The sequence below is a fragment of the Streptomyces sp. QH1-20 genome, assembly GCF_041283565.1.
GTDB classification, from domain to species: Bacteria; Actinomycetota; Actinomycetes; order Streptomycetales; family Streptomycetaceae; genus Streptomyces; species Streptomyces syringius.
On record NZ_CP166299.1, the window covers coordinates 6278826 to 6303728 of the forward strand.

The 24903-nt window shown below is 70.5% G+C and carries 5 protein-coding genes; 1 reads left to right on the forward strand and 4 read right to left on the reverse strand.

The window, feature by feature from the left end:
• Nucleotides 1–23 precede the first annotated feature (23 nt).
• Nucleotides 24–9530, forward strand: a complete 9507-nt coding sequence (locus tag AB8O64_RS28405; RefSeq protein WP_370422142.1) for an amino acid adenylation domain-containing protein — start codon at nucleotides 24–26, stop codon at nucleotides 9528–9530.
• Between the two features lie 241 nt (nucleotides 9531–9771).
• Here the strand turns inward: AB8O64_RS28405 and AB8O64_RS28410 are convergent, their stop codons facing one another.
• The 4 genes from AB8O64_RS28410 to AB8O64_RS28425 all read right to left on the reverse strand — a co-directional run bounded on the left by AB8O64_RS28410 (nucleotide 9772) and on the right by AB8O64_RS28425 (nucleotide 24890).
• A complete protein-coding gene (locus AB8O64_RS28410) occupies nucleotides 9772–10980 on the reverse strand; it encodes an acyltransferase family protein (RefSeq protein WP_370422144.1) in 1209 nt (402 codons plus the stop codon).
• 189 nt (nucleotides 10981–11169) lie between these two features.
• A complete protein-coding gene (locus tag AB8O64_RS28415; protein ID WP_370422146.1) occupies nucleotides 11170–11967 on the reverse strand; it encodes an ABC transporter permease in 798 nt (265 codons plus the stop codon).
• Complete coding sequence (locus AB8O64_RS28420; RefSeq protein ID WP_370422147.1) at nucleotides 11964–12971, reverse strand: ATP-binding cassette domain-containing protein; 1008 nt, start codon at nucleotides 12969–12971, stop codon at nucleotides 11964–11966. The genes AB8O64_RS28415 and AB8O64_RS28420 overlap by 4 nt, the downstream gene beginning before the upstream one ends.
• Nucleotides 12972–13178: 207 nt before the next feature.
• Entirely contained in the window at nucleotides 13179–24890 is an 11712-nt protein-coding gene (locus AB8O64_RS28425; RefSeq protein ID WP_370422148.1) for an amino acid adenylation domain-containing protein, read from the reverse strand.
• Between the last annotated feature and the right edge of the window lie 13 nt (nucleotides 24891–24903).

Here is a 24903-nt window from a genome sequence, read left to right on the forward strand (position 1 = left end):
GACTCCGCTGGAGGTAATTAGTCGTGTCCGAACACCAGGGCGTCCCGCTGCCGCTGACCGCCGCCCAGGCCGGCATCTGGTACGCACAGCAGCTGAACCCGCAGAACACCATCTTCCACCTCGGTGAGTACCTCGACATCGACGGCGCCGTGGACGTGGAACTGCTGGAGCGGGCCCTGCGCCGCGTCGTCGAGGAAGCCGACACCCTGCGCGTCCGCTTCGAGCTGGCCGACGGCGAGCCCGTCCAGCGGGTCCTGCGCGCGGCGGACTTCGCCTGGTCACCGGACCGGCTGGACTTCACCGGCGAGAGCGACCCCCGGGCCGCGGCCCGCGCCTGGATGGCCGCCGAACTCGACCGCCCGGTCGACCCGATGCGCGACCCCCTGTTCCGGTTCGCGCTGCTCAAGGTCGCCGACGAACGCTACTTCTGGTTCTACCGCTACCACCACCTGCTGGCCGACGGATACACCGTCGTCGTCATCGCACAACGCGTACCGGAGATCTACTCGGCTCTCGCCGAAGGCCGGCCCGTCGGCGACACCCCGTTCGCGCCGCTGGCCGACCTGATCGCCGAACACACCGCGTACCGGAGCTCCGAGCGCGGGGCGAAGGACCGGGCGTACTGGTCGGAGCACATGGCCGACGCGCCCGAACCGGCCGGACTGTCCGGGCGCCGCCCCGGCACCGTCGAGAGGCTCATCCACCGCACCGCGCACCTGCCCCAGCAGGACACCGACGACCTGCGCGGCCTCGGCCGCGCGGCCGGCGTCTCCTGGCCCCCGGTGCTGTTCGGCGCGGTCGCGGCCTACCTCCAGCGGCTGACCGGCGAGGACGAGGTGATCCTCGGACTCCCGGTGTCCAACCGGCTGGGCCGTACGGCCCTCAGCGTGCCGTCCATGGTCTCCAACGTCCTGCCGCTGCGGATCACCTTCACCCCCGGTATGACGGTCGCCGAACTGATGGCCCAGGTCTCGGGCGAACTGCGCGGAGCCACCCGCCACCAGCGGTACCCGTACGAGGACATCCGCCAGGACCTCGGCATGCTCGCCGACGAGCGCCGGCTCACCGGCCCGCACGTCAACCTCATGCTCTTCGACCACAAGCTGTCGTTCGGCGAGCACCCCTCCCGCCCCCGCACCCTGGCCACCGGCCCGGTCGACGACCTGTCGTTCCTCATCTACGACCGCACGGCCGAGCCCGGGCTGCAGATCGACTGCGACGCCAACGCCGAGCTCTACGGCGAGGACGAACTCACCACCTACCAGGAAGGCTTCCTGGAGTTCCTGCGGCAGCTCGCCACGGCGGGCCCGGACCGGCGCGTCGAGGACCTCACCGCCCCCGAGGCGGCACGCGACACCCACCGGCGGGCGGTCGCCGCGACCTCCGCCGACAACGGAACGACCGACCCGGCCCCCACCACCGAAGCGACGGTCCCGGGCCGCCCGCGCACCCCGCAGGAGGAAGTCCTCTGCCGGATCGCCGCCGAGGTGCTCGGCGTCGACGGCATCGGCGTCGACGACAACTTCTTCCTGCTCGGCGGGCGCTCCCTCCAGATCACCAAGATCGTCAGCCGGGTGCGCGCCCTCTTCCAGGCCGAACTCCCCCTCCGCCGCGTCTTCGAGGCCCCCACCGTCGCCGGCGTCGCCGAGCAGCTCGGCGGGGCCCGAGGAGCCCGGCGGCCACTGACCGCCGCCGCCCGCCCGGAGATCATCCCGCTCTCGGCCGCCCAGAACCGGCTGTGGTTCCTCAACCAGCTGGGCCGCCAGGACGCGGTCTACAACGAGGCCGTGGCCATCCGCCTGCACGGCCGCCCGGACGTCCCGGCGCTGCACGCGGCACTCAACGACGTGGTGGCCCGCCACGAGAGCCTGCGCACGGTCTACCCCGAGTTCGCCGGCGAGGCACGCCAGCTGATCCTCGCACCGGACGCCGCGACCGTGGCCCTGCCCGTGGAGCCGGTCACCCCGGCCACCCTGCCCACCGCCCTCGCGGAAACGGCACGGCACGGCTTCGACCTCGGCACCGAGATCCCCGTCCGCGCCCGGCTGCTGACCCTCGCCGAGGACGAGCACGTCCTCCAACTGGTCGTCCACCACATCGCGTGCGACGGCTGGTCGGTCACCCCCTTCACCCGCGACCTGTCCACCGCCTATGCCGCCCGCCGCACGGGCGAGGCACCCCAATGGCAGCCGCTGCCCGTGCAGTACGCCGACTACGTGCTCTGGCAGCGCGACGTGCTGGGCGACGCCGAAGACCGGGACAGCGAGCTCGCGGGACAACTGCGCTACTGGAGTGAAACCCTCGCGGGGCTCCCCGAGGAGATCCCCCTGCCCACCGACCGGCAGCGCCCGGCGACGGCGACGTACGAGGGTGGACGCGTCTCCTTCCGGCTCTCCCCGGACACACACGACAAGCTCCGGGCACTGGCCGCCGAGAACGGCGCCAGCATGTTCATGCTCGCGCAGGCGGGCGTGGCCGCGCTCCTCACCCGTTACGGGGCGGGCACGGACGTCCCCATCGGTTCACTGATCGCGGGTCGTACGGACGCGGCGCTGGACGACCTGGTCGGCTTCTTCGTCAATACGCTGGTGCTGCGCACGGACACCTCGGGCGACCCGACGTTCCGAGAACTGCTGGGCCGGGTCCGGGAGACGGACCTCGCGGCCTACGCGCACCAGGACCTGTCGTTCGAGCGCCTCGTGGAGGCCCTCAACCCGACCCGTTCGCTGGCCCGCCACCCGCTGTTCCAGACCGCCCTCGACGTACAGAGCGGCGACACGTCACGCCTGGAACTGACGGGCCTGGACGCGGACTCCGAGCTGATGGACACCGGGAGCGCCAGGTTCGACCTGTTCTTCCGGCTGGTCGAGGAGAACGCGCCGGACGGCTCGGCCGCCGGTATCGGTGGTCGTCTGGAGTTCGCGCGGGATCTGTTCGATGAGGGTTCGGCGCGGCGGTTGGCCGAGGGGCTGGTGCGACTGCTGGAGGCGGTCGCGGCTGATCCCGGTGTGTCGATCGGTGCGGTGGAGGTGCAGTCCGGAGCTGAGCACGGTTTGGTCGTCGAGGAGTGGAACGCGACGGGTCGTGAGATCGCGGCGGGCACACTGCCGCAGGTGTTCGAGGCGCAGGTCGCGCGGACGCCGGATGCGACGGCTGTGGTGTTCGAGGACGAGTCGTTGTCGTATGCGGAGTTGGACGCTCGGGCGAACCGGCTGGCGCATGAGCTGGTGGCCCGTGGGGTGGCAAGTGGTGACTTCGTCGCCGTGGCCGCGCCTCGGTCGCTGGAGTTGATGGTCGCGCTGTACGCGGTGGTCAAGGCCGGTGCGGCGTACGTGCCGGTGGACCCGGACTATCCGGCCGAGCGCATTGGTTGGATCCTTGAGGACGCCAAGCCGGCGTTGCTGCTGACGACTGTCGAGGTGGCCCCGGCTCTGCCGAAGACGGGCGTGCCGACCCTGCTGCTGGACACCGCAGACGGCATCGCCGCCGACCGGCCCGACACGGCTCCCGAGCGGGTGTTGCCGGAGAACGCGGCGGCGTATGTCATCTTCACGTCCGGCTCGACCGGGCGCCCGAAGGGTGTCGTCGTCGGACACGAGGGCATTCACAACCGGCTGGAGTGGATGCAGGACGCGTACGGGCTGGATGCGTCGGACCGGGTGCTGCAGAAGACGCCGTCGGGGTTCGATGTGTCGGTGTGGGAGTTCTTCTGGGCCCTGCGCACCGGCGCCACGCTGGTGCTGGCGCGTCCGGAGGGGCACAAGGACCCCGCCTACATGGCACGCCTGATCCAGGACGAGAACATCACGACGGTGCACTTCGTGCCGTCGATGCTGCAGGCGTTCCTCGCCGACCCCGCCGCCGGACACTGCACCGGACTGCGCAGGGTCATCTGCTCGGGCGAGGCACTGCCCGCCGACGCCGTCCAGCGTTTCCACCAGCTGCTTCCCGGTGTGGAGCTGCACAACCTCTACGGACCCACCGAAGCATCCGTCGACGTCACCGCGCACACCTGCGCACCCGACGCGGCCAGCGCGTCGGTGCCGATCGGCCGGCCCATCTGGAACACCCGCACCTACGTCCTGGACGCCGCCCTGCGGCCCGCACCCGTCGGCGTGCCCGGCGAGCTCTACCTCGCGGGCATCCAGCTCGCCCACGGCTACACCGGCCGCCCGGGCCTGACCGCCGAACGCTTCACCGCCGACCCGTACAGCACCACGGGCGAGCGTATGTACCGCACGGGCGACATCGCCCGCTGGACCGCCGATGGGGTGCTGGAGTACCAGGGCCGGGCGGACGACCAGGTCAAACTCCGCGGCTTCCGCATCGAACTCGGCGAAATCGAGCACACCCTCACCACCCACGACACGGTCGCGCAAGCCACCGTCATCGTCCGCGACGGACGCCTCGTCGCCTACGTGGTCCCCACCGACGACAGCGGACTCGACACCGACACCCTGCGCACCCACGTCGCCGGTGTCCTGCCCGAGTACATGGTCCCCGCCGCCTTCGTCACTCTCGACACGTTGCCGCTGACGGCCAACGGCAAGCTCGACCGTAAGGCCCTGCCCGCCCCCGACTTCACCGCACAGGCAACCAGCCGCGCACCCCGCAACGCACGCGAAGAACTGCTCTGCACCCTCTTCGCCGACGTCCTCGGCCTCGACACCGTCGGCATCGACGACAGCTTCTTCAACCTCGGCGGCCATTCCCTCCTCGCCACCCGCCTCATCAGCCGCATCCGCACCGAACTCGACGTAGAGGTCGACGTTCGTACCATCTTCGAGGCCCCCACCGTCTCGGCGCTGGCGTCGCGGCTCACCGGCGCCTCTGGCGCCCGGTCGGCGCTGACCGCTCAGGAGCGGCCGGAACACATCCCGCTGTCGCCCGCGCAGCAGCGGCTGTGGTTCATCAACCGTATGGAGGACGCCGGCGGCAACTACAACACCGGCCTCTCCCTCCGGCTGTCCGGTGCGGTGGACAAGGCGGCGTTGCGTGCGGCGCTGGCCGATGTCGTGGCGCGGCACGAGAGTCTGCGGACCGTCTTCCCCGACACCGACGGGCAGCCGCGACAGCTGATCCTCGCCCCCGAGCAGGCCGTCCCGGAGCTGACCGTCACCGCCGTCGACGCGAGTGACCTCGACGCGGCCCTCACGCGCGCCGCTTCGGTCGACTACGACCTTTCGGTCGAACCTCCGCTGCGCGCCCAGTTGTTCGTACTGAGCCCCACCGACTCCGTCCTGCTGCTCGTCGTCCACCACATCGCCAGCGACGGCTGGTCCAACGCACCGCTGTCCCGGGACCTGTCCACCGCGTACGCCGCGCGCAGCACCGGCTCGGCCCCGGACTGGCAGCCGCTGCCGGTCCAGTACGCCGACTACACCCTCTGGCAGCGCGACGTACTCGGCGACGAGAACGACCCGGACAGCCCCATCGCCGCGCAACTCGACTTCTGGCGCTCGGCGCTCGCCGACCTGCCGGAGGAGCTGCCGCTTCCCGTCGACCGCCCGCGGCCCGCCCGGATGAGCTACCACGGCGAGACCGTGCCGCTCCGCTTCGGCCCCGAGCTGCACCGGAACCTGGCCGGCTTGGCCCGTGAGTCGGGTGCCACCGTCTTCATGGTGATGCAGGCCGCGATCGCGGCACTGCTGGGCAAGCTCGGCGGCGTGGAGGACGTGCCGATCGGCAGCGCCATCGCGGGACGCACCGACGAAGCACTCGACGACCTCGTCGGCTTCTTCGTCAACACCCTCGTGCTGCGCACCGACCTGAGCGGCAGCCCCACCTTCCGTGAGATCGTCGAGCGCGTCCGGGACACGGACCTGGCCGCGTACGCCCACCAGGACGTGCCGTTCGAGCGGCTGGTCGACGACCTGAACCCCGTCCGTTCCCTGGCCCGGCACCCGCTCTTCCAGATCATGCTGTCCATGCAGAACACCCCGGCCGCCACGATGCGGTTGGGTGATGTATCGGCTGCCCCGCTGCCGGTGGACATCGACACCGCGAAGTTCGACCTGTCCTTCCAGCTCGGTGAGGTCTTCGCCGCCGACGGCTCGCCCGTGGGCATCGAGGGCGGCCTCGAATTCGCCACCGACCTCTTCGACCGTGCCACGGTCGAGCAGCTGGCCGGGCGGCTGGAGCGGCTGCTGACGGCGGTGGCCGCCGAACCGGACCTGGTGCCGGCGCGGTTCGACCTGCTGGCGCCGGGTGAGCGCGAGCGCATCCTGACCGAGTGGAACCCCACCGGGTACGTGCCTTCCGCCGCGACGCTGCCGGAGCTGTTCGAGGCCCAGGCGGCCCGTACTCCCGACGCGGTCGCCGTGGTGTCGGAGTCCGGCTCACTCACGTACGCGGAGCTCAACGCGCGGTCCAACCGGATGGCGCGTCATCTGATCGCGCGGGGCGTGAAGCCGGAGCAGTTGGTGGTGCTGGCGCTGCCGCGCTCCGAGCACATGATCGTGGCACTGCTCGCGGTGCTGAAGGCCGGGGCCGGGTATCTTCCGGTCGATCCGGGGTACCCGGCCGACCGCATCACGCACATGCTGCGGGACGCGCGGCCCCGGCTGCTGCTGACCACGGCGGAGCAGTCCGGCACGTTGGAACCGCTGATGGCGGACGACGGGCGGCTGCTGGTGTGGGACGAGCCGGGCCTGGCGGCGGAACTGGCCGCACTGGCCGACGGTGACATCACCGACGCCGAGCGTGGCGGTTCCCTGACGCCGGACTCCGGCGCGTATGTGATGTACACCTCCGGGTCGACCGGCAAGCCGAAGGGCGTACTGGTCACGCACGGGGACGTCGTCGCCCTGGCCGGCGACGGCCGTTTCGCCACGGGCCACGAGGCGGTGCTGGTGCACTCGCCGCAGGCGTTCGACGCCTCCACCTACGAGGTGTGGGTACCGCTGCTGGCCGGGGGCCGGGCCGTGATCGCCCCGCCCGGCGACCTGTCGGCCGCACTGCTGCGCGATGTCATCGCACGCCACGGTGTGTCCGCGATCTGGCTGACCGCCGCACTGTTCCACCTCTTCGCCGAGGACGACCCCGGCTGTCTGAACGGTGTGCGCGAGGTGTGGACCGGCGGTGACGTCGTCCTGGCCGACGCGGTGCGCCGCGTGCGTGAGGTGTGCCCGGGACTGGTCGTGGTGGACGGCTACGGTCCGACCGAGACCACCACTTTCGCCGCCTGCTTCAGGATCGGGCCGGACACGGAGCTTCCGTCGTCGGTCCCGATCGGCCGGCCCCTGGACTCCATGCGGATTCATCTCCTCGACCGTGATCTGCGGTTGGTGCCGCCCGGCGTGCCGGGCGAGCTGTACATCGGGGGCACCGGTCTGGCCCGGGGCTACCTCAACCGGCCGGGGCTGACCGCCGACCGCTTCGTGGCCTCCCCGCACGGCATGCCGGGGGAGCGGATGTACCGCACCGGCGACGTGGCCCGCTGGACCGCGGACGGACAGATCCAGTTCCTCGGCCGGGCGGACAACCAGGTCAAGCTGCGCGGCTTCCGTATCGAACTCGGTGAGATCGAGGCGGCACTCGCCGGTCACGACTCCGTCGCCCACAGCGCCGTCGTCGTCCGTCAGGACCGGCCGGGCGTCAAGCGACTGGTGGCGTACGTCGTGCCGGCGGACGAGGGCATCGACCAGGAGGCATTGCGCCGGTACCTGGTGGACCGGCTGCCGGAGTACATGGTCCCGGCCGGGTTCGTGACTCTCGACGCGCTGCCGCTGACCGCGAACGGCAAGCTGGACCGCAAGGCCCTGCCCGCCCCGGACTTCGGCGAGCAGGCCACCGGCCGTGACGCCCGCAACGCCCGGGAACGTGAGCTCTGTGCTCTGTTCGCCGAGCTGTTGGGCCTCGAACGTGTCGGTATCGACGACAACTTCTTCGAGCTGGGCGGCGACAGCATCATCTCGATCCAGCTGGTCAGCCGCGCCCACCGGGCCGGACTGCTGCTCCGGACGCGGGACATCTTCGACCACCAGACGCCCGCCGCGCTCGCGGAGGTCGCCGAGGAGGTCGCCGGGTCGGCGCAGGAACCGCGGGAAGCGGGCCTCGGCCCGGTGCCGCTGACCCCGATCATGCACTGGCTGCGGGAGCTCGGCGGACCGGTCGACGGTTTCCACCAGGCCATGCTGGTACAGACTCCCGCCGGTTGCGACGCCGAGGCACTGGCCGGCGCGCTGGGCGCGCTGCTGGACCGGCACGACGTCCTGCGGGCCCGAATGGCCCGGCCGGCCGGTGGTGACTGGGAGCTGGAGGTACGGCCGCCCGGCAGCATCCGGGCGGAGGAGATCTTCCGCTGGACCGACGCGTTCGGTGCCGACATCGCCGAGGAGGCCCGGGCCGCCCAGCGGCGGCTGGACCCGGCGGTCGGGGTGATGCTCCAGGCCGTGTGGTTCGACGCGGGCCCCGACGCTCCGGGACAACTGCTCCTCACCGTCCACCACCTGGTGGTCGACGGCATCTCCTGGCGCATCATGCTCCCGGAGCTGTCCGAGCTGTACCGGGCGGCGGCCGAGGGGCGTGCGGCCGAGCTGGGTTCGGTGGGCACCTCCTTCCGGAGCTGGGCCCGGTACTTGGCCGAGGAGTCCCAGGAGCCGCGTCGGACGGCGGAACTCCCGCTGTGGACCGAGATGCTGGGTGAGCCCGAACCTCCGCTGGGCGCCCGCGCGCTGGACCCCGCGCGGGACACCGCCGCGGCCTCGAGCCGGCTCACGCTCACCCTGTCCGCCGAGCAGACCGAGCCGCTGCTGACCCGGCTGCCGGCCATCTACCACGCGGGCATCAACGACGTGCTCCTGACGGCCTTCACCCTCGCGGTCGCCGACTGGCGGCGTGACCGCATCGCCGGAGCCGGCTCGGTGCTGCTCGACCTGGAGGGCCACGGGCGCGAGGAGATCGCGGACGGGTTCGACATCTCCCGGACCGTGGGCTGGTTCACCAGCATGTATCCGGTACGGCTGGACCCGCGGCTCGACGACAGCGAGTGGCCCGAGGTCTGGTCGGGCGGCCCCGCCCTGGGCCGGGCCCTGAAGGAGATCAAGGAGCAGCTGCGCGCGATTCCGGACAACGGCATCGGCTACGGGCTGTTGCGCCACCTCCACCCGGACACCGCGGCCACCCTGTCGGCCCTGCCGTCGCCGCAGATCAGCTTCAACTACCTGGGGCGCATCGACATGACCGACGGCGCCCAGGGCGGCGCTGTGGCGGACTGGGCCGTACGGTCGGACGCCGACCTGGGCGACGGACACGACCCGGCCATGCCGTTCGGCCACGCCCTGGAGCTGAACGCGGTCACGCAGGACCAGCCCGACGGGCCGCGGCTCATGGCCACCTGGTCATGGCCGCGGGAGCTGTTCACGGAGGACGACGTCCGTGAACTCGCCGAGAGCTGGTTCCGGGCGCTCGGCGCACTCGTCACGCACGCGGAGGCACCCGACGCCGGCGGGTTCACCCCCTCCGACCTCCCGCTGGTGAACCTCAGCCAGAAGGACTTGGACCTGCTGTCGGAGGAATGGGGATTCTGACGCGAACGGCCTGAAGGAGCCGGGGCGGTGGCGATGAGCCACCGCCCCGGCTTCGTCGTTGTCGACGCGGCCCCGGCTGGAGCTGAACGGATGACTGAAGGGGTGGCCGAACGGGTGGCCGAACACTACTGAGGCGCCTGCCTGACGACCGGGATGGTCGTCAAACAGGCGCCTCAGTAGCCGGAGCGCTGTCCCTGCCTACGGGTGGGGCTCGGTGAGCCCACCATGGGTGCGGGGCAGCTCAGTTGACCGCGGACGCGGAGGAAGCGACCGGGCGTGAGTCCGCCGAGGGCGAGCTCACCGAGGAGTCGGAGGTCTCCGGCAGGGCATCGGCCTTCTTCCGGTCACGGCCACCCGACAGCAAACGGACGAGTGGACGCTCCACTCCGATGGTGAGCAGCCAGGCCAGAACGAGGCTGACGGTGAGGTCGAGTGCCGCGACCCCGATGAATTCGGAAACAGAGTAGGTCCGCGTCTCACCGAAGACCTTGATGAAGAACATGACGACCGGCCAGTGCACCAGGAAGAAGGCGAAGCTGATGTCACCCAACCACTGCATGGGCCGGCTGGCGAGGAAGTTCTTCCGGCCCGCGATGTCCGCCGCACCGAGTCCGGCGACGAAGAGTGCCACCGGGGCGATCATCACGGCGACGAGTCGGTACTCCCGCGGCGAGTTCAGCGCCACGACATAACCGACCGCGAGCAACGCCGTGAGCAGCAGCGGCCGGGCGGACTTGATCCACCGGCCGGACAGGACGATATGAGCCATCAGAATTCCCAGGGCGAACTCCAGCAGCCGCGTCACGGGGAAGATCTGGATGGCATAGAAGGCCTTCACGGAGGAGGCGGGTGCCTGCGGCACGACCATGGGGTCCACGGGAACCACGGCCCGCACCACGACCGTAATGGACACAATCACGGCCACGATCGCGCCGGCGATCCACCACAGGTACTTCGCCGGGATCCGCTTCGCTACCCACTGGAGGGCGGGAAATACCAGGTAGAAGAAGAGCAGCAGGGTCAGGGACCAGCTCGGGGCATTCATGCTGCCGAAGATCTCGGGGTCCGGGGACCACGACGACAACATGAAGAAGTTGAGGACGGCCGCCGTGCCGCTGACCACGGGAGAAGCGAATATCCACAGGGACAGGCCGAATGTCAGCCAGTGCAGGGGGGCGATTCTGACGAGCCGCCGCCGCCAGAAGAGCAACGGCGATTCGTTCTCGCGCGCGGTCCAGACGAGAAGGAAGCCGCTGATGAGGAAGAAGAGCGACAGGCCGGCCTGTCCGATCCAGCCGAAGTATTTGTAGTACGTATTGGAGGCGCTCGGGGAGGAGAAGGCGAGTCCGAGGTGGATGTGGTTCAGGAACACCAGGAATATGGCCGGGAACCTTACTCCTGTGAGCGATCCCAGCCGAGAACCCTGTGGTCTTCCGACGTTCGTTTCCATTACTCACCGCATCTGGTTGTCGGGTCGAGTCGGAATCGGATTCTGTCCGGGCCGGACGGCTGTTTCCAGCCTTTCTGCAGCAAGCTGCCGTCTGTTCTCCCGCAGCTGTGGCGATCCTCGCGCGGGGTGACAACAAAGAACCGGGCCGCCCCTCGGGGGACGGCCCGGTTCCGCGCTGAGCGCGATGCGTCACTGCTTGGTTGCCGCCTTCTCGTAGGCCCGGATGGTCAGGGGGATCACCACGGCCAGCGCGACCAGCGAGAGGACCAGCGCCATAGCCACCGGGTGCTGCATGGTGAACGCGGCGTCTGAGGACACCGGCGCCGCGTTCCCGAACAGTTGCCGGCACGCGAGGACGATGGGGCTCACCGGGTTCCATTCGGCGATCGCCTGCATCCAGGCGGGCAGTCCGTCGAGCGGAATGAACGCGTTGGAGAGGAACGACAACGGCATCACGATGATGCCGCCGATGGCGTTCATCGCCTGGGCGCTGCGCAGCGTCAGGCCCAGCAGAGCGCCTACCCACGAGGTGACGAGACCCAGCAGGAGCAGCAGCCCGAAGCCGCCCAGCATCGACCACAGGCCCTCGTGCACCCGCCAGCCGATCAGATACCCGATGACGGACATCAGGGCGAAGCTCCAGACCGTCAGGACCAGATCATGGGTGGTCCGGCCGATCAGTACCGCCGAACGGGACATCGGCAGCGAACGGAAGCGGTCCATCAGCCCGTTGTCGAGGTCACTGATGACACCGAGCGCGCTGAGCGTCGTGTTGCCGAGCACGACCTGGGCGAAGATGCCGGCCATGATGTAGTCCTGGTACGACTGGCCGCCCGGTACCTTCATGGCGCTACCGAAGAGATAGCCGAAGACCAGGACGAAGACCACCGGCATCAGCGTAATGCTCAACAACTGCTGCGGTGTGCGCGTCATATGCCGTATGTGGCGGCCGATGAGTGCGCAGGAGTGGGTGATGGTCTCGGTCATGCCGCTCGTTCTCCCTGTGAGGTCCGCTCGACGGCCGGGTGGTCCGTCGGCACGGCCTGCCCGGCCGGTACGGTCTGTCCGGTGAGCGCGAGGAAGACGTCGTCCATGGAGGAGCGGCGGATGGCGAAGTCCACGGGTTCGGACCCCGCGGCCTTCAGCTCCGCGGTGACCGAGGCGAGGGTGCCCATGCCACCGACCAGCGGAATCGACACGACCTTCGCCCGTTCGTCCACCGACGGGGCCTCGGTCGTCGCGTGGCCGAGGGCCCGCACCACGGCGGGCAGTTCCGCCTCCGTGGCCACGGACACCTCCAGGCGCTCGCCGCCGACCTTGCGCTTCAGCTCCTCCGGGGTCCCCTCGGCGATGAACCCACCCTTGTCGAGTACCACGATCCGGTCCGCCAACTGGTCGGCTTCCTCCAGGTACTGCGTGGTCAGCAGGATGGATACGCCGTTGTCCACCTGATCCCGGACCATGCGCCACAGCAGCATTCTGCTGGTCACGTCCAGGCCGGTGGTCGGCTCGTCGAGGAAGAGGACCGTGGGCGTGGTGACGAGGCTCGCCGCGAGGTCGAGCCGGCGCCGCATGCCACCCGAATAGGACTTCGCCGGGCGGTTCGCCGCCTTCGTCAGATCGAACTGCTCCAGCAACTCGTCGGCCCGCGCCTGGGCCTTGCGCCGCCCCAGCCCGAGGAGCACACCGATCAGCCGGAGATTCTCCCGCCCGGTGAGTATGGCGTCGACGGCCGCGTACTGCCCGGTCAGGCCGATACGGCGGCGGATCTCACGCTTGTCCTTGGAGAGATCGAACCCGGCGATCGTGACCTTCCCGCCGTCGAACGGCAGCAGCGTGGCGAGAATCCGCACGATCGTGGTCTTCCCCGCACCGTTCGGGCCGAGCAGACCCAGCACTTCACCCGTCGCCACGGTCAGGTCGATGCCGGCCAGCACGTCATGCTCCGCGTACCTCTTGCGGAGCCCCTCCGCAGAGATCGCTGTTTCCATGCCTTCACTCCCAAGTTGATGACGGATCACGCGCTTTGGGCATCCTCGGAACGGTCCGGTATGCGCCCCGTCCAGCGGTGGCTGTCGATTCGTGCACTCCCGCCCATCCAAAGGGCGGCCCGCGGGCCGTCACAAGAGAAGAGGCAGCAAGCTGTCACGGGTCCGGGGGCCTGTCCGACCGCTGCGGGCGGACAGGCCCCCGGAGGGTCAGTCGAGCGACCTGAGCTTGTCGTAGACCAGGCGGCCGATGTCCGCCGCCGTGCCGGGTGACATCAGGTCGTGGTGCGAGGCGGCCACCGGGTGCGTCTCGATCCTGCCGGTGACGTGCGGCCGCCAGAGGTCGACCATGCGGGGCACCGCCTCGTCGCCGTGCTGATAGAGCGACACGACGACCATCATGTCTCCCTTGAGCTCCTTGGGCCGGTGGTCCGACACGATCCGGTAGTTGTTCTCCATGACCTTGGCGAACGCGTCGATGTGATGCGGCTCGAGGTTTCCGAGCGCGCTGTCCCGACTGCTCACCATCTCCATGACCTGGGCGTATTCGAGTACGACGTCGTCCCCGATGGAATCCACGTCCAGCCCGGCGACCTGGAGCAGGGCCCGGAAGACGATCTGCTCGGTGTACTCCGGCCGGCCGTCGCCCAAGGCTCCCTCGAAGGGACCCTGGTCGAGATTGACCAGCAGGCCGATCTCCTCGCCCTGCTCCTGGAGCTGGGTGGCGACCTCCTGCGCGGTCAGCGCCCCCAGCGACCAGCCCAGCAGGTGGTACGGACCGTGCGGCTGCACCGAACGCATCTGCTCGATGTAGTCCGCGGCCATCGCCGCCATGCTCTCCGCGAGCGGCTCACCCGGCTTGAAGCCGCGTGCCTGCAGGCCGTAGACGGGGTACTCGGACCGGATCTGCTTGAGGAACTCCCCGTAACCCCAGGCGAGTCCGCCGGTGGCGTGGAAGGTGAACAGCGGCGGCTTGTCCCCGCCGGGGCGCAGTGGCAGCAGTACTTCGAAGCCGTCCCGCCCGGAGTCCGTACCGAGACTCTCGACGAGTTCCGCGACCGTCGGCGTCTCGAAGACGGCACGGTTGCTGACCTTGATGCCGAGGACCGAGCGGATCCGGCTGATGAGCTGGAGCGAGACGATGCTGTCGCCGCCCAGCTCGAAGAAGTTGCCGTCGATACCGACCCGCTCCAGGCCGAGCACCTCCGCGAACAGGCCGCACAGCATTTCCTCCTGTGGAGTGCGCGGCCCGCGGGACCCCGCCAGCTCCCCGAGGTCCGGGGCCGGCAGCGCCTTGCGGTCCAGCTTGCCGTTGGGCGTCACCGGAAGGGCGTCGAGCCGGACGAACGCGGACGGCACCATGTAGGTGGGCAGCGAGGCCGTCACGTGCCGGCGCAGCTCGGCCTGGCCCGCCTCGGCCCCGGCCTCCGGTACGACATACGCGACGAGCGCGGGCTCACCCGGCTTCTCCTCGCGTACGACCACCGCGACCTGGGCGACCTGGTCGTGGGAGACCAGAGCGGACTCGATCTCGCCCAGCTCGATACGGAAGCCGCGGACCTTCACCTGGTTGTCGGCACGCCCCAGGTAGGAGAGCCGGCCGTCGGTGGTCCAGCGGGCGATGTCACCCGTGCGGTACATCCGCTCGCCCGGCCCGCCGAAGGGGCAGGCCACGAAGCGCTCGGAGGTGAGAGCCGCCCGGCCCAGATAGCCACGGGCCAGCCCGGCGCCGGTGACGTACAGCTCGCCCGCGACGCCCGCCGGGACCGGGCGCAGCCCCGGGTCCAGGACGTACACCCGGGTGTTGTGGACGGGGCGGCCGATGGTCGGCGTCCCCGTCCCGGCCGCCAGCGGGTCGCTGATGGTCGCGGCGACGGTCGACTCGGTCGGACCGTAGGCATTGACCATCCGGCGGCCGGGGGCCCAGCGGTCGACCAGCTCCGCCGACGTCGCGTCACCACCGACCACCAGGGAACGGAAGGCGGGGAAGTCACCGGCGGGCACCGAGGCCAGCGCCGCGGGCGGAATCAGCGCGTGCGTCACCCCGCGCCCGAGCAGGACCTCGGCCAGCACATCACCGGCCAGCGGCCCCGGCGGCGGCACCACGAGCGTGGCGCCCGCCGCGTACGTCATGCACAGCTCCAGCACCGAGGCGTCGAAGCTGGGCGACGCGTACTGCAGCACCCGGCTGTCCGCGGTCACATCGAACCGTTCCACCTCCACCGCGGCGAAGCTCGCCAGACCGTGGTGCGTGACCACGACGCCCTTGGGCCGGCCGGTGGATCCGGAGGTGTAGATGAGGTAGGCCGGGTGAGCCACGGACAGCGGGACACCCGGGTTGTCCCGCCGTTGCGCGGACAGATCGACGGTGTCGAGCAGCACCTGCGGAACGCTGTGCCGGGGCAGCCGGGCGGCGTGCTCGGAGTCCGTCACCAGCAGGGCGGGCGCCGAGTCGTCGAGGATGTAGCTGATCCGGTCGGCCGGGTAGTCCGGGTCCACCGGGAGGAACGCGGCGCCGGCCTTGACCACGGCCAGCTGGGCGACGGCGATGTCCACCGAGCGCGGCAGAGCGAGGGCCACCACCTGCTCGGGGCCCACGCCCCGCGCGATGAGGGCATGCGCCAACTGGTTGGCGCGGGCGTTGAGTTCCGCGTAGTCGAGGGACAGCTCGGCGGACTCCACGGCGGTCGCCGACGGCGTGAGCGCCACCTGCGTCTCGAAGAGCCCGGGGAGGGTCACCGGCTCGATGGCCCGCTCGGTGTCGTTCCAGTCGTGGAGAACCCGCTGCCGCTCCCGCTCGGTGAGCACGTCGACGTCGGTGATCGCCCGGCCGGGTGCGGCGGTCACCGCGTCGAGCAGTCGCTCCAGCCGCGCCGCCAGCGCTTCGACCGTGGACGCGTCGAAGAGCCCGGTGGCGAAGTGGATACCGCCCTCGATGCCGGCCGGGGACCCGTCGGGAGCGAACCGCTCGCCGAGGTCGAAGGACAGGTCGAACTTCGCGACGTCCAGTCCCACCGGGTGCGGGAGCATCCGCGCGCCGGGGATGTCCGTGCGCTCGGTCGAGTTGTTCTGGAAGGCCAGCATGACCTGGAACAACGGGTGCCGGGCCATGGAACGGACCGGGTTGATCTCCTCCACCAGGCGCTCGAACGGCACGTCCTGGTTGGCGTACGCGGCCAGGTCGGTCTCCTTGACCCGCTCCACCAGCTCGCGGAAGGTCGGATCGCCGGAGAGATCGGTGCGCAGCACCAGGGTGTTGATGAAGAAGCCGACCAGGTCGTCGAGGGCTTCGTCGGTCCGTCCGGCGATCACGGTGCCGATCGGGATGTCCGCACCGGCACCGAGCTTGCCCAGCAGGGCGGCGATGGCGGCCTGCACCACCATGAACACGCTCGCCCCGCAGGCGCGCGACAGGTCCGCCACCTGCTGATGGACGTGGGGCGGGATCCGCAGCGGAGCGGTGCCGCCGCGATAGTCCGTCACGGCCGGTCGCGGCCGGTCCGTCGGCAGCGGCAGCTCCTCCGGTATGCCGGCGAGCGCGGTGCGCCAGAAGGCCAGCTGCCCGGCCATCGCGCTGCCGGGGTCGCTCTCGTCGCCCAGGACCTGGCGCTGCCACAGCGTGTAGTCGGCGTACTGGACCGGCAGCGGCTCCCACTGCGGCGCCGCGCCCTCGCAACGTGCCGCGTAGGCCGTCGACAGGTCCCGCGACAGCGGGGTCAGCGACCAGCCGTCGCTCGCGATGTGATGCATCACGATCAGCAGGACGTGATCATCGGCGGCGACCCGGAAGACGTGGGCCCGCAGCGGGATGTCATGGGCGAGGTCGAAGCCCTGCTGCGCCGCGGCGCTCACCTCCTGGTCGAGGTCGTCGGCGGTGACATCGGTGACCACGAGCCGCGGGACGGCCCCTCCGACGGGCAGGACCTGCTGGCGGGGCCGGTTCTCGACGTCGGGGAACACCGTGCGCAGGCTCTCGTGCCGGGCCACCACATCGCCCAGTGCCGCTTGCAGAGCGGCCAGGTCCAGCCCTCCCAGCAGCCGCGTGCACAGAGGGATGTTGTACGTCGCGTTCGGCCCCTCGAAACGGTTCAGGAACCACAGGCGCCGCTGGGCGAACGACAGCGGGATGTCCTCCGGCCGCTCCATGACGCCGAGCGCCTGACGCGAGGCGCCCGCCGAGTCCAGCCGGCCGGCGAGGCCGGCGACCGTGGGCTCCTCGAAGACCGCGCGCACCCCCAGTTCGATCTCGAAGGCGGAGCGGATGCGGCTGACCAGGCGGGTCGCCAGGAGCGAGTGACCGCCGAGCTCGAAGAAGCTGTCGTCGATGCCGATGCGCTCCAGCCCCAGGATGTCGGCGAACAGGGCGCAGAGGGTCTCCTCCCGCGCGGTGCGCGGTCCCCGCGAGGAGACCTGCCCGCTGAAGTCGGGGGCCGGCAGCGCCTTGCGGTCCAGCTTGCCGTTGGGCGTCAGCGGGAAGGACTCCAGCACCACGTACGCGGAAGGCACCATGTAGTCCGGCAGCGTGGCGGCCAGATGGCCCCGGAGCTCGGCCGGGTCCGGGCTGCCGCCCTCCTCGGCCGGGATCACGTAGGCCACGATGCGCTTGTCACCCGGCCGGTCCTCGCGGACCACGACCAGCACCTGGCCGACGGCCGGGTGCGAGGCCGCGGCGGCCTCGATCTCGCCCAGCTCGATGCGGAAGCCCCGCACCTTCACCTGGTCGTCGACGCGGCTGACGAACTCCAACTGCCCGTCGGCACGCCACTTGACGATGTCACCCGTGCGGTACATACGCCCGCCGGCGCCGCCGAAGGGATTGGCGACGAAGCGTCCCGCGGTGAGGTCGGGGCGGCCCAGGTACCCGCGGGCCAGGAGATCGCCGCCGATGTAGAGCTCACCCCCGACACCCACGGGGACGGGCCGGAGCCGGGTGTCCAGGACGTACAGCTGGGTGTTCCAGATCGGACGGCCCATGGGGACCGCGCCCGCGGGGGCGCTGTCACCGGGCTCGACGCGGTACTCGGTGCAGCCGACGGTGGCCTCGGTGGGACCGTACTCGTTGATGACGGTGACACCGGGGTGGTGGCGCCGCCACTCGTCCAGCACCTCGCCCAGCAAGGCCTCACCACCCAGGACGAGCTCCCCGGAGGGGGAGAACCGCTCCGGCAGCGCCATGAGCAGGCCGAGGTGGGCGGGCGTCGCCTTGACGAACCCGGGCTGCTCGAAGTCCTCCCGGGCGGCGTCCTCGTCCAGCTCGGTCAGATGGACACAGCCGCCAGCGGTCAGGGTGCCGAGCAGGCCCGTGACGGTCAGGTCGAAGGAGACGGGGGAGTGGACCAGGGCACGGCCGGAAACCGCCGGGAAGCGGGCCCGGGTCCAGGCCAGGTAGAGGTTGAGCGACCGGTGCTCGACCACCACGCCCTTGGGGCGGCCGGTCGATCCCGACGTGTAGATGACGTACACGGGGTGGGCCGGCGAGAGGGGCGCCGTCCGGTCCTCGTCGGTCAGGTCCGTGCCCGGCAGGGTCGCGACCGCGTTCCGGACCACCGCGTTGTCGACGACCACCAGGGAGGAGGCGTCCACGGGCAGCTTCGGTGCCGTGTCGGAGTCGGCCAGTACACAGACGGGCCTGGTGTTCGAGAAGATGTACGCGATGCGGTCGGAGGGGTAGTCCGGGTCGACCGGCAGGTAGGCCGCACCCGTCTTGGCCACCGCGAGCAGCGCGACCGGCAGTTCCACGGTCCGGGAGAGGACCACACCCACGTAGCTCTCCGGGCCGACACCACGGGTGAGCAGCAGACGGGCCAGCCGGTTCGCCCGCTCGTTCAACTCCGCGTACGTCAGGCGCCCGTCACCGCTCACCACGGCCTCGGCATCGGGTGTCGTCGCGGCCTGGGCCTCGAACAGCTCGGGCAGCGTCGCCCCCGGCACCTCGTGCGCCGTGTCGTTCCACTCGAACAGCTGCTGCCGGCGCTCCTCCTCGGAGAGGAGCTCCAGCTCACCGATCACCCGTGACGTGTCCGTCAGGGCCTCGGCCACCCGAAGGAGGCGCGCGACGATCCGCTCGGCCGCTTCCGGGGCGAACACATCAGCGCGGTAGTCGGCGCGTACCATCAGCCGCTCGCCGAGCGGGATCACCAGGAGACCGATCGGGTAGTGAGTGGCGTCGAGCGGCTCGGTGCCCGTCACGGAGAGGTCGCCGACCGACTGCGCCAGCGCCTCGTCGTCGACCGGATAGTTCTCGTACACCAGGAGGGTGTCGAACAGCTCCCCCAGCCCGGTCATCTCCCGGATGTCGGTGAGGCCCACGTGCTGGTGCTGCATGAGCTCGGCCTGCTCGTCCTGGAGACGGGTCAGCAGGCTGCCCACCGTCTCGGCGGGGTCGAGCCGCACACGCACCGGCAGGGTGTTGATGAACAGGCCGACCATCGATTCGATGCCCGGGATGTCCGCGGGACGGCCGGAGACCGTGGTGCCGAACACCACGTCGTCCCGGCCGGTCAGCTGCCCCAGGGTGAGGGCCCAGGCCAGCCCCATGAGGGTGTTCAGCGTGACGCCATGCGCACGGGCCGTCTCACGCAGCGCCGCGGCGAACTCCGCGGGCAGCTCCTTCGAGACCCGCTCCGGGACCACCGGCTTCCGGGTGGCATCCACCGGTGCCAGCAGAGTCGGCTCGTCGAGACCGTCCAGCGCCCGGGTCCAGGCGGCCCTGGCCGCGGCACGGTCCTGCCGGGCCAGCCACGCCAGGTAGTCGCGGTACGGCGTCACCCGCGCCAGCCCCGAGTCGTCACCCTTGCGGTTGTACACCTCGAACAACTCGCCCAGCAGCACCCCGAACGACCACCCGTCCATCAGGATGTGGTGATTGGTGATCGTGAACACGTACCGGTCGGGACCGAGCGTGATCAGGGTGAACCGCATCAGCGGGGGAGCCGTCAGGTCGAAGCGTCGATTGCGGTCCTCGTCCAGCACCCGGGCGAGCTCGGCCTCGCGGCGGGCCTCGGTCAGGCCGCTGAGGTCCAGCTCGGTCCATGGAACGGTGACCTCGGACGGGATCACCTGCACGGTCTCGCCGTTGTCCAGGGTGTGGAACCCGGCCCGCAGGTTGGCATGACGCTTCAGCAACGTGGCCACGGCGGCCCGCATCGCCGCGCTGTCCAGGGCGCCCTCGATCGCGAAGGAGAGCTGGACGGTGTAGACGTCGTACCCCTGCTGGTCGTAGAGCGCGTGGAAGAGCAGACCCTCCTGCAGCGGCGCGAGCGGCAGCACGTCCGCCAGCCGGGGCTGCCGTGTCTCCAGCGCGTTGATCTCACTCTGCGCCAGCCTGACGAGCGAGAGGTCGGAGGGGGTGTGGCCGCCGGCCCCCGGCCCCTCCGCGTGAGTGACGATGGCCCGCAGAGCCCGGAACCAGGTCTCCGCCAGATCCCGTACCTCGTCCTCGCCGAACAGCTCACGCGGCCACGCCCAGGTGGCGAACAGCGACGGCCCCTCGGGGGTTTCCCGGGCGATCGCGTTGAGCCCCAGCGCGTGGTTCAGCGGCATGTGCGGATCGGCGCCGCCACCCAGGCCCGACTCGTCTCCTCCGTCCTCTTCGGAGGTCGAACCGCCCAGCCGTCCCAGGTAATTGAAGCTGATTTGGGGGGTGGGTAGTGCGGCGAGGGTGGGAGCGGTCTTGGGGTTGAGGTAGCGCAGGAGTCCGTAGCCGGCGCCGTTGTCGGGGAGGGTGCGTAGTTGTTCCTTGATGGTTTTGATGGCGTTGCCGATGGCGGGGCCGGCGGCCCAGATTTCGGGCCATTGGTGGGTGGTGATGTCGGGGTCGAGGTTGACGGGGAAGAGGCTGGTGAACCAGCCGACGGTGCGGGAGATGTCGGCGCCGGGGACGAGTTCTTCGCGTCCGTGGCCTTCGAGGTCGATCAGGGTGGTGGTGTCGGTGTGGCCTCGGCGTCGTTTCCAGTCGGTGACGGCGAGGGCGAAGCCGGTCAGCAGGATGTCGTTCACGCCTGCGTGGAAAGCAGCGGGGACGCGTGCCAGCAGCGCCTTGGTGACATCGGCGGGCAGCGACAGGGACAGGCTTCCGGACGTCGCCACCACATCGCGGCCGGGATCCAGCGGCCGGGAGCCGAGCAGGGGGTCCTCGACGCTCAGCATGGAGGTCCAGGTGTCCAGTTCGGCGGTGCGGGCCTCGGAGGAGGCGGCCTCCACCAGACCCTGGGCCCAGGCCCGGAACGAGGTGCCCACCGGGTCCAGATCCGGCTCGCGCCCGGCCGCGACCGCCTCGTACGCCGCGGAGAGGTCCGGCAGCAGGATCCGCCAGGACACGCCGTCGACCACGAGGTGGTGCGCCATGAGCACCAATTGACCGGGGGCATCCGGTCCGGCGTCGTGCCACACCGCCTGGAGCATGACCCCGGAGTCCGGGGCCAGCCGTTCCTGTGCCGCCTGCGCCGCTTCGGCCAGCGGGGTCGTGGCCGCGTCGATCCGGTGCACGATGTGCTCCGCGCGGACCGATCCCCGGGGTGTGATCTCCAGCGACCACGCGCCGCCCTCGGGCCGGGACAACCGCAGCCGCAGCGCGTCGTGGTGGTCCAGCACGGCCTGGAGCGCCTTCGTCAGCGTCGCGAGGTCGTAGTCCCCCGGGACCTGCATCATCATGGCCTGGTTGAAACCGTCCACCGGGCCGCCGGTCTCCCGCAGGTGGTGGACGATGGGCGTCAGCGGCACCGCGCCGATGCCGCTGTCCGGGGCCGCCGGACCGGCGCTCGTCGTGTCGTCGGCACCTTGGACCACTGCCGCGAGTGCCTCGACGGTTCGCTGTTTGAAGACATCCCGCGGGGTGAACACCAGCCCGGCACGACGGGCCCGGCTGACGAGCTGGATGGAGACGATGCTGTCGCCGCCGAGCTCGAAGAAGCTGTCGTCGACCCCGACCTGTTCCAGACCGAGCACCTCCGCGAACAACGCGCAGAGAGCCTCTTCGCGTGCGTTGCGCGGCCCGCGCCCGGAGACCTCACGGTTGAAGTCGGGGGCGGGCAGGGCCTTGCGGTCCAGCTTGCCGTTCGCCGTCAGCGGCAGGGCGTCAAGGACGACGAACGCGGCCGGCACCATGTACTCCGGCAGTACCCCCGCCACATGGGCACGCAGGGCGTCGGTGTCCGTGTCCTCGCCGGTGGGGACGACGTAGGCGACCAGGCGTCTGTTGCCCGGCTGGTCCTCGCGCACGGTCACCGTGACCTGGCCGACCTGCTCGTGCCCGGCCAGCGCGGCTTCGATCTCGCCGAGCTCGATACGGAATCCACGGACCTTGACCTGACCGTCCGCACGGCTCAGGTAGTCGAGCTCACCATCCGCAGTCCAGCGGACGATGTCGCCCGTGCGGTACATCCGCCCGCCGGTGGCGCCGAACGGATCGGCCACGAACCGCTCGGATGTCAGCCCGGGGCGCCGCAGATAGCCACGGGTGACGTTGGGTCCCGCGATGTACAGTTCGCCCGCCACTCCCGGCGGCAGCAGCCGCAGGTCGGTGTCCAGGACGTACGCCCGGACGTTCCGCAGCGGACCGCCGATCAGCGGGGTCGCGCTGTCCGCGACCGGATGGCGGAGCGTGACCACGGTGCACTCGGTAGGGCCGTAGTAGTTGTACGTGGTCGTTTCCGGCAGCGACCGCAGCTCCTGCCACAGAGCGTCGCCCACCGCCTCACCGCCGAGCCGCAGCAAGTGGGGCTTGTGGCCGGTGGTGCGCATCATCCCGGCGGCCAGCAACTGCTGCATGTACGTCGGAGTGCAGAAGACGAAGTCGATGCGCTCGTCCGCCACATAGCGGGTCAGCTGTGCGGGGTCGCGCCGGACCTCGTCATTGATGACGTGCAGCTCGTGGCCGTCCAGCATCCACAACAGACCGTCCACCGAGGCGTCGAAGGTGAAGGCGCTGGTCAGCGCGGCCTTAACCGGGCGGCCACCCACCGCCTGCGAGCCGGGACCATAGAGGTCGGTCCGCTGGCTGTGGAAGAGGCTCACGGCATTGCGGTGCGTGACCACGACGCCCTTCGGCTTGCCCGTCGAACCGGAGGTGTAGATCACGTAGGCGAGGTTGTCCGCGGTCACCGGTGCCAGGCGGTCGGCCTGGGTCAGGTCGCTGTCGGACAGGGCGGCAAGGCCCCGCATCTCCGCCGGGTCGTCGAGGACCGTGCGGGGGACACCGGCGGCCGACGTGGGCAGGCGCTCCGCGAGGTCGGCGAGCGTGATCAGGGCGGCCGGACGCGCGTCCTCGAAGAGGTAGGTGATCCGCTCGGCGGGATAGTCGGGGTCCAGCGGGAGATACGCGGCGCCTGCCTTGAGCACGGCGTGCAAGGCGACGACGAGGTCCGCGGAACGGGGCAGCGCCACGGCGACGAGCTGTTCCGGCCCGACCCCCTGGGCCACGAGCCGACGCGCCAGCCGGTTGACGCGGCCGTTGAACTCCGCGAAGGTCAGCGACTCCTTGTCGCACCTCAGCGCGATCGCGTCGGGGGTGCGCCCGGCCCGCAGTTCCAGCAGGTCCGGCAGTATCTGCTCGTGGGGCAGCGCCAGTTCCTTGCCCGTACCCGCGGTGAGCAGCCGCTGCTCGAGCGAGGACGACAGCAATCGCCGCCCCCCGACCGGGCGGTCGGCATCCTCGCCCACGGAGGTCAGCAGTCGCACCAGGCCGGCGGTGAACGCCTCGACCTGCTCGGTGGCGAGGACCTCGGGCTGGTAGGTCAGCTGCAGCTCCATGACCGAGCCGACCAGGACGGCCATGGTGAGCGGGTAGTGGGTGTCATCACGGTTCTCGCTCGCCACGATGCCCAGATCGCCGGCCGACTTCTGCAGGCTCTGCTCGTCGACGGGGTAGTTCTCGAACACGAGGAGGGTGTCGAAGAGTTCGCCGTGTCCGGACAGCCGCTGGATGTCGCTGAGCCCCAAGTGCTGGTGGGGCATGAGTTCGGCCTGTTCGTCCTGGATCCGTGCCAGCAGGCTGACCAGTGGCTCGGCGGGATCGATCCTGACCCGCACCGGCAGGGTGTTGATGAACAGCCCGACCATCGACTCGACACCCGGGATGTCCGCGGGACGGCCCGATACCGTGGCACCGAACACCACGTCGTGACGGCCTTTCAGCTGCCCCAGGGCAATCGCCCAGGCCGCTTGGACGACGGTGTTGACGGTCAGCCCCGCCTGCCGGGCCCACTGGCCGAGGGCCGCGGTCTCCTGCTCGGACAGCCTGACGTGGTGCTGTTTGCGCTCGGCCGACGGCGTCTGATCGGAGGGGGCCAGCAGCGTGGGCTCGTCGAGCCCCTCCAGCGAACGCCGCCACGCGGCCTCGGCCGCCGGGCGGTCCTGCCGGCCCAGCCATGCGAGGTACTCGCGGTACGGCGTCGGCCGGGGCAGGCCCGAGTCGTCACCCTTGGTGCCGTACAGCTCGAAGAATTCCCCCAGTACCTGCGCCATGGACCAGCCGTCCAGCAGGATGTGGTGGTTGGTGATCAGCAGCCGGTGGCGGTCCGTGCCCGTGGTGATCAGGGTGAAGCGCAGCAGCGGGGGAGCGGCGACATCGAAGCGGCGGGTCCGGTCCTCGGTTGCCAGCCGGGCCAGCTCCTCCTCCCGTTCCGCCTCCGGAAGGCCGCTCAGGTCCACATCCGTCCAGGGCAGCTCGACCTGACGGAGGATCACCTGTACGGGCTGCCCGTTCTTGCGGGACCGGAACCCGGCCCGCAGATTGGCGTGTCGGCGAAGGACGCCGGCGGCGGCCGCGCGAAGGGCCTCCGTGTCCAGCTCGCCCTCGATCTCGAACGAGACCTGGATGGTGTACACGTCCGAGCCCTGCTCGTCGTCGTACATCGCGTGGAACAGCATTCCCTGCTGCATGGGGGACAGCGGGAGGACGTCCTCGAGCTCTGGCTTGCTCATTGCTTGTTCCTAG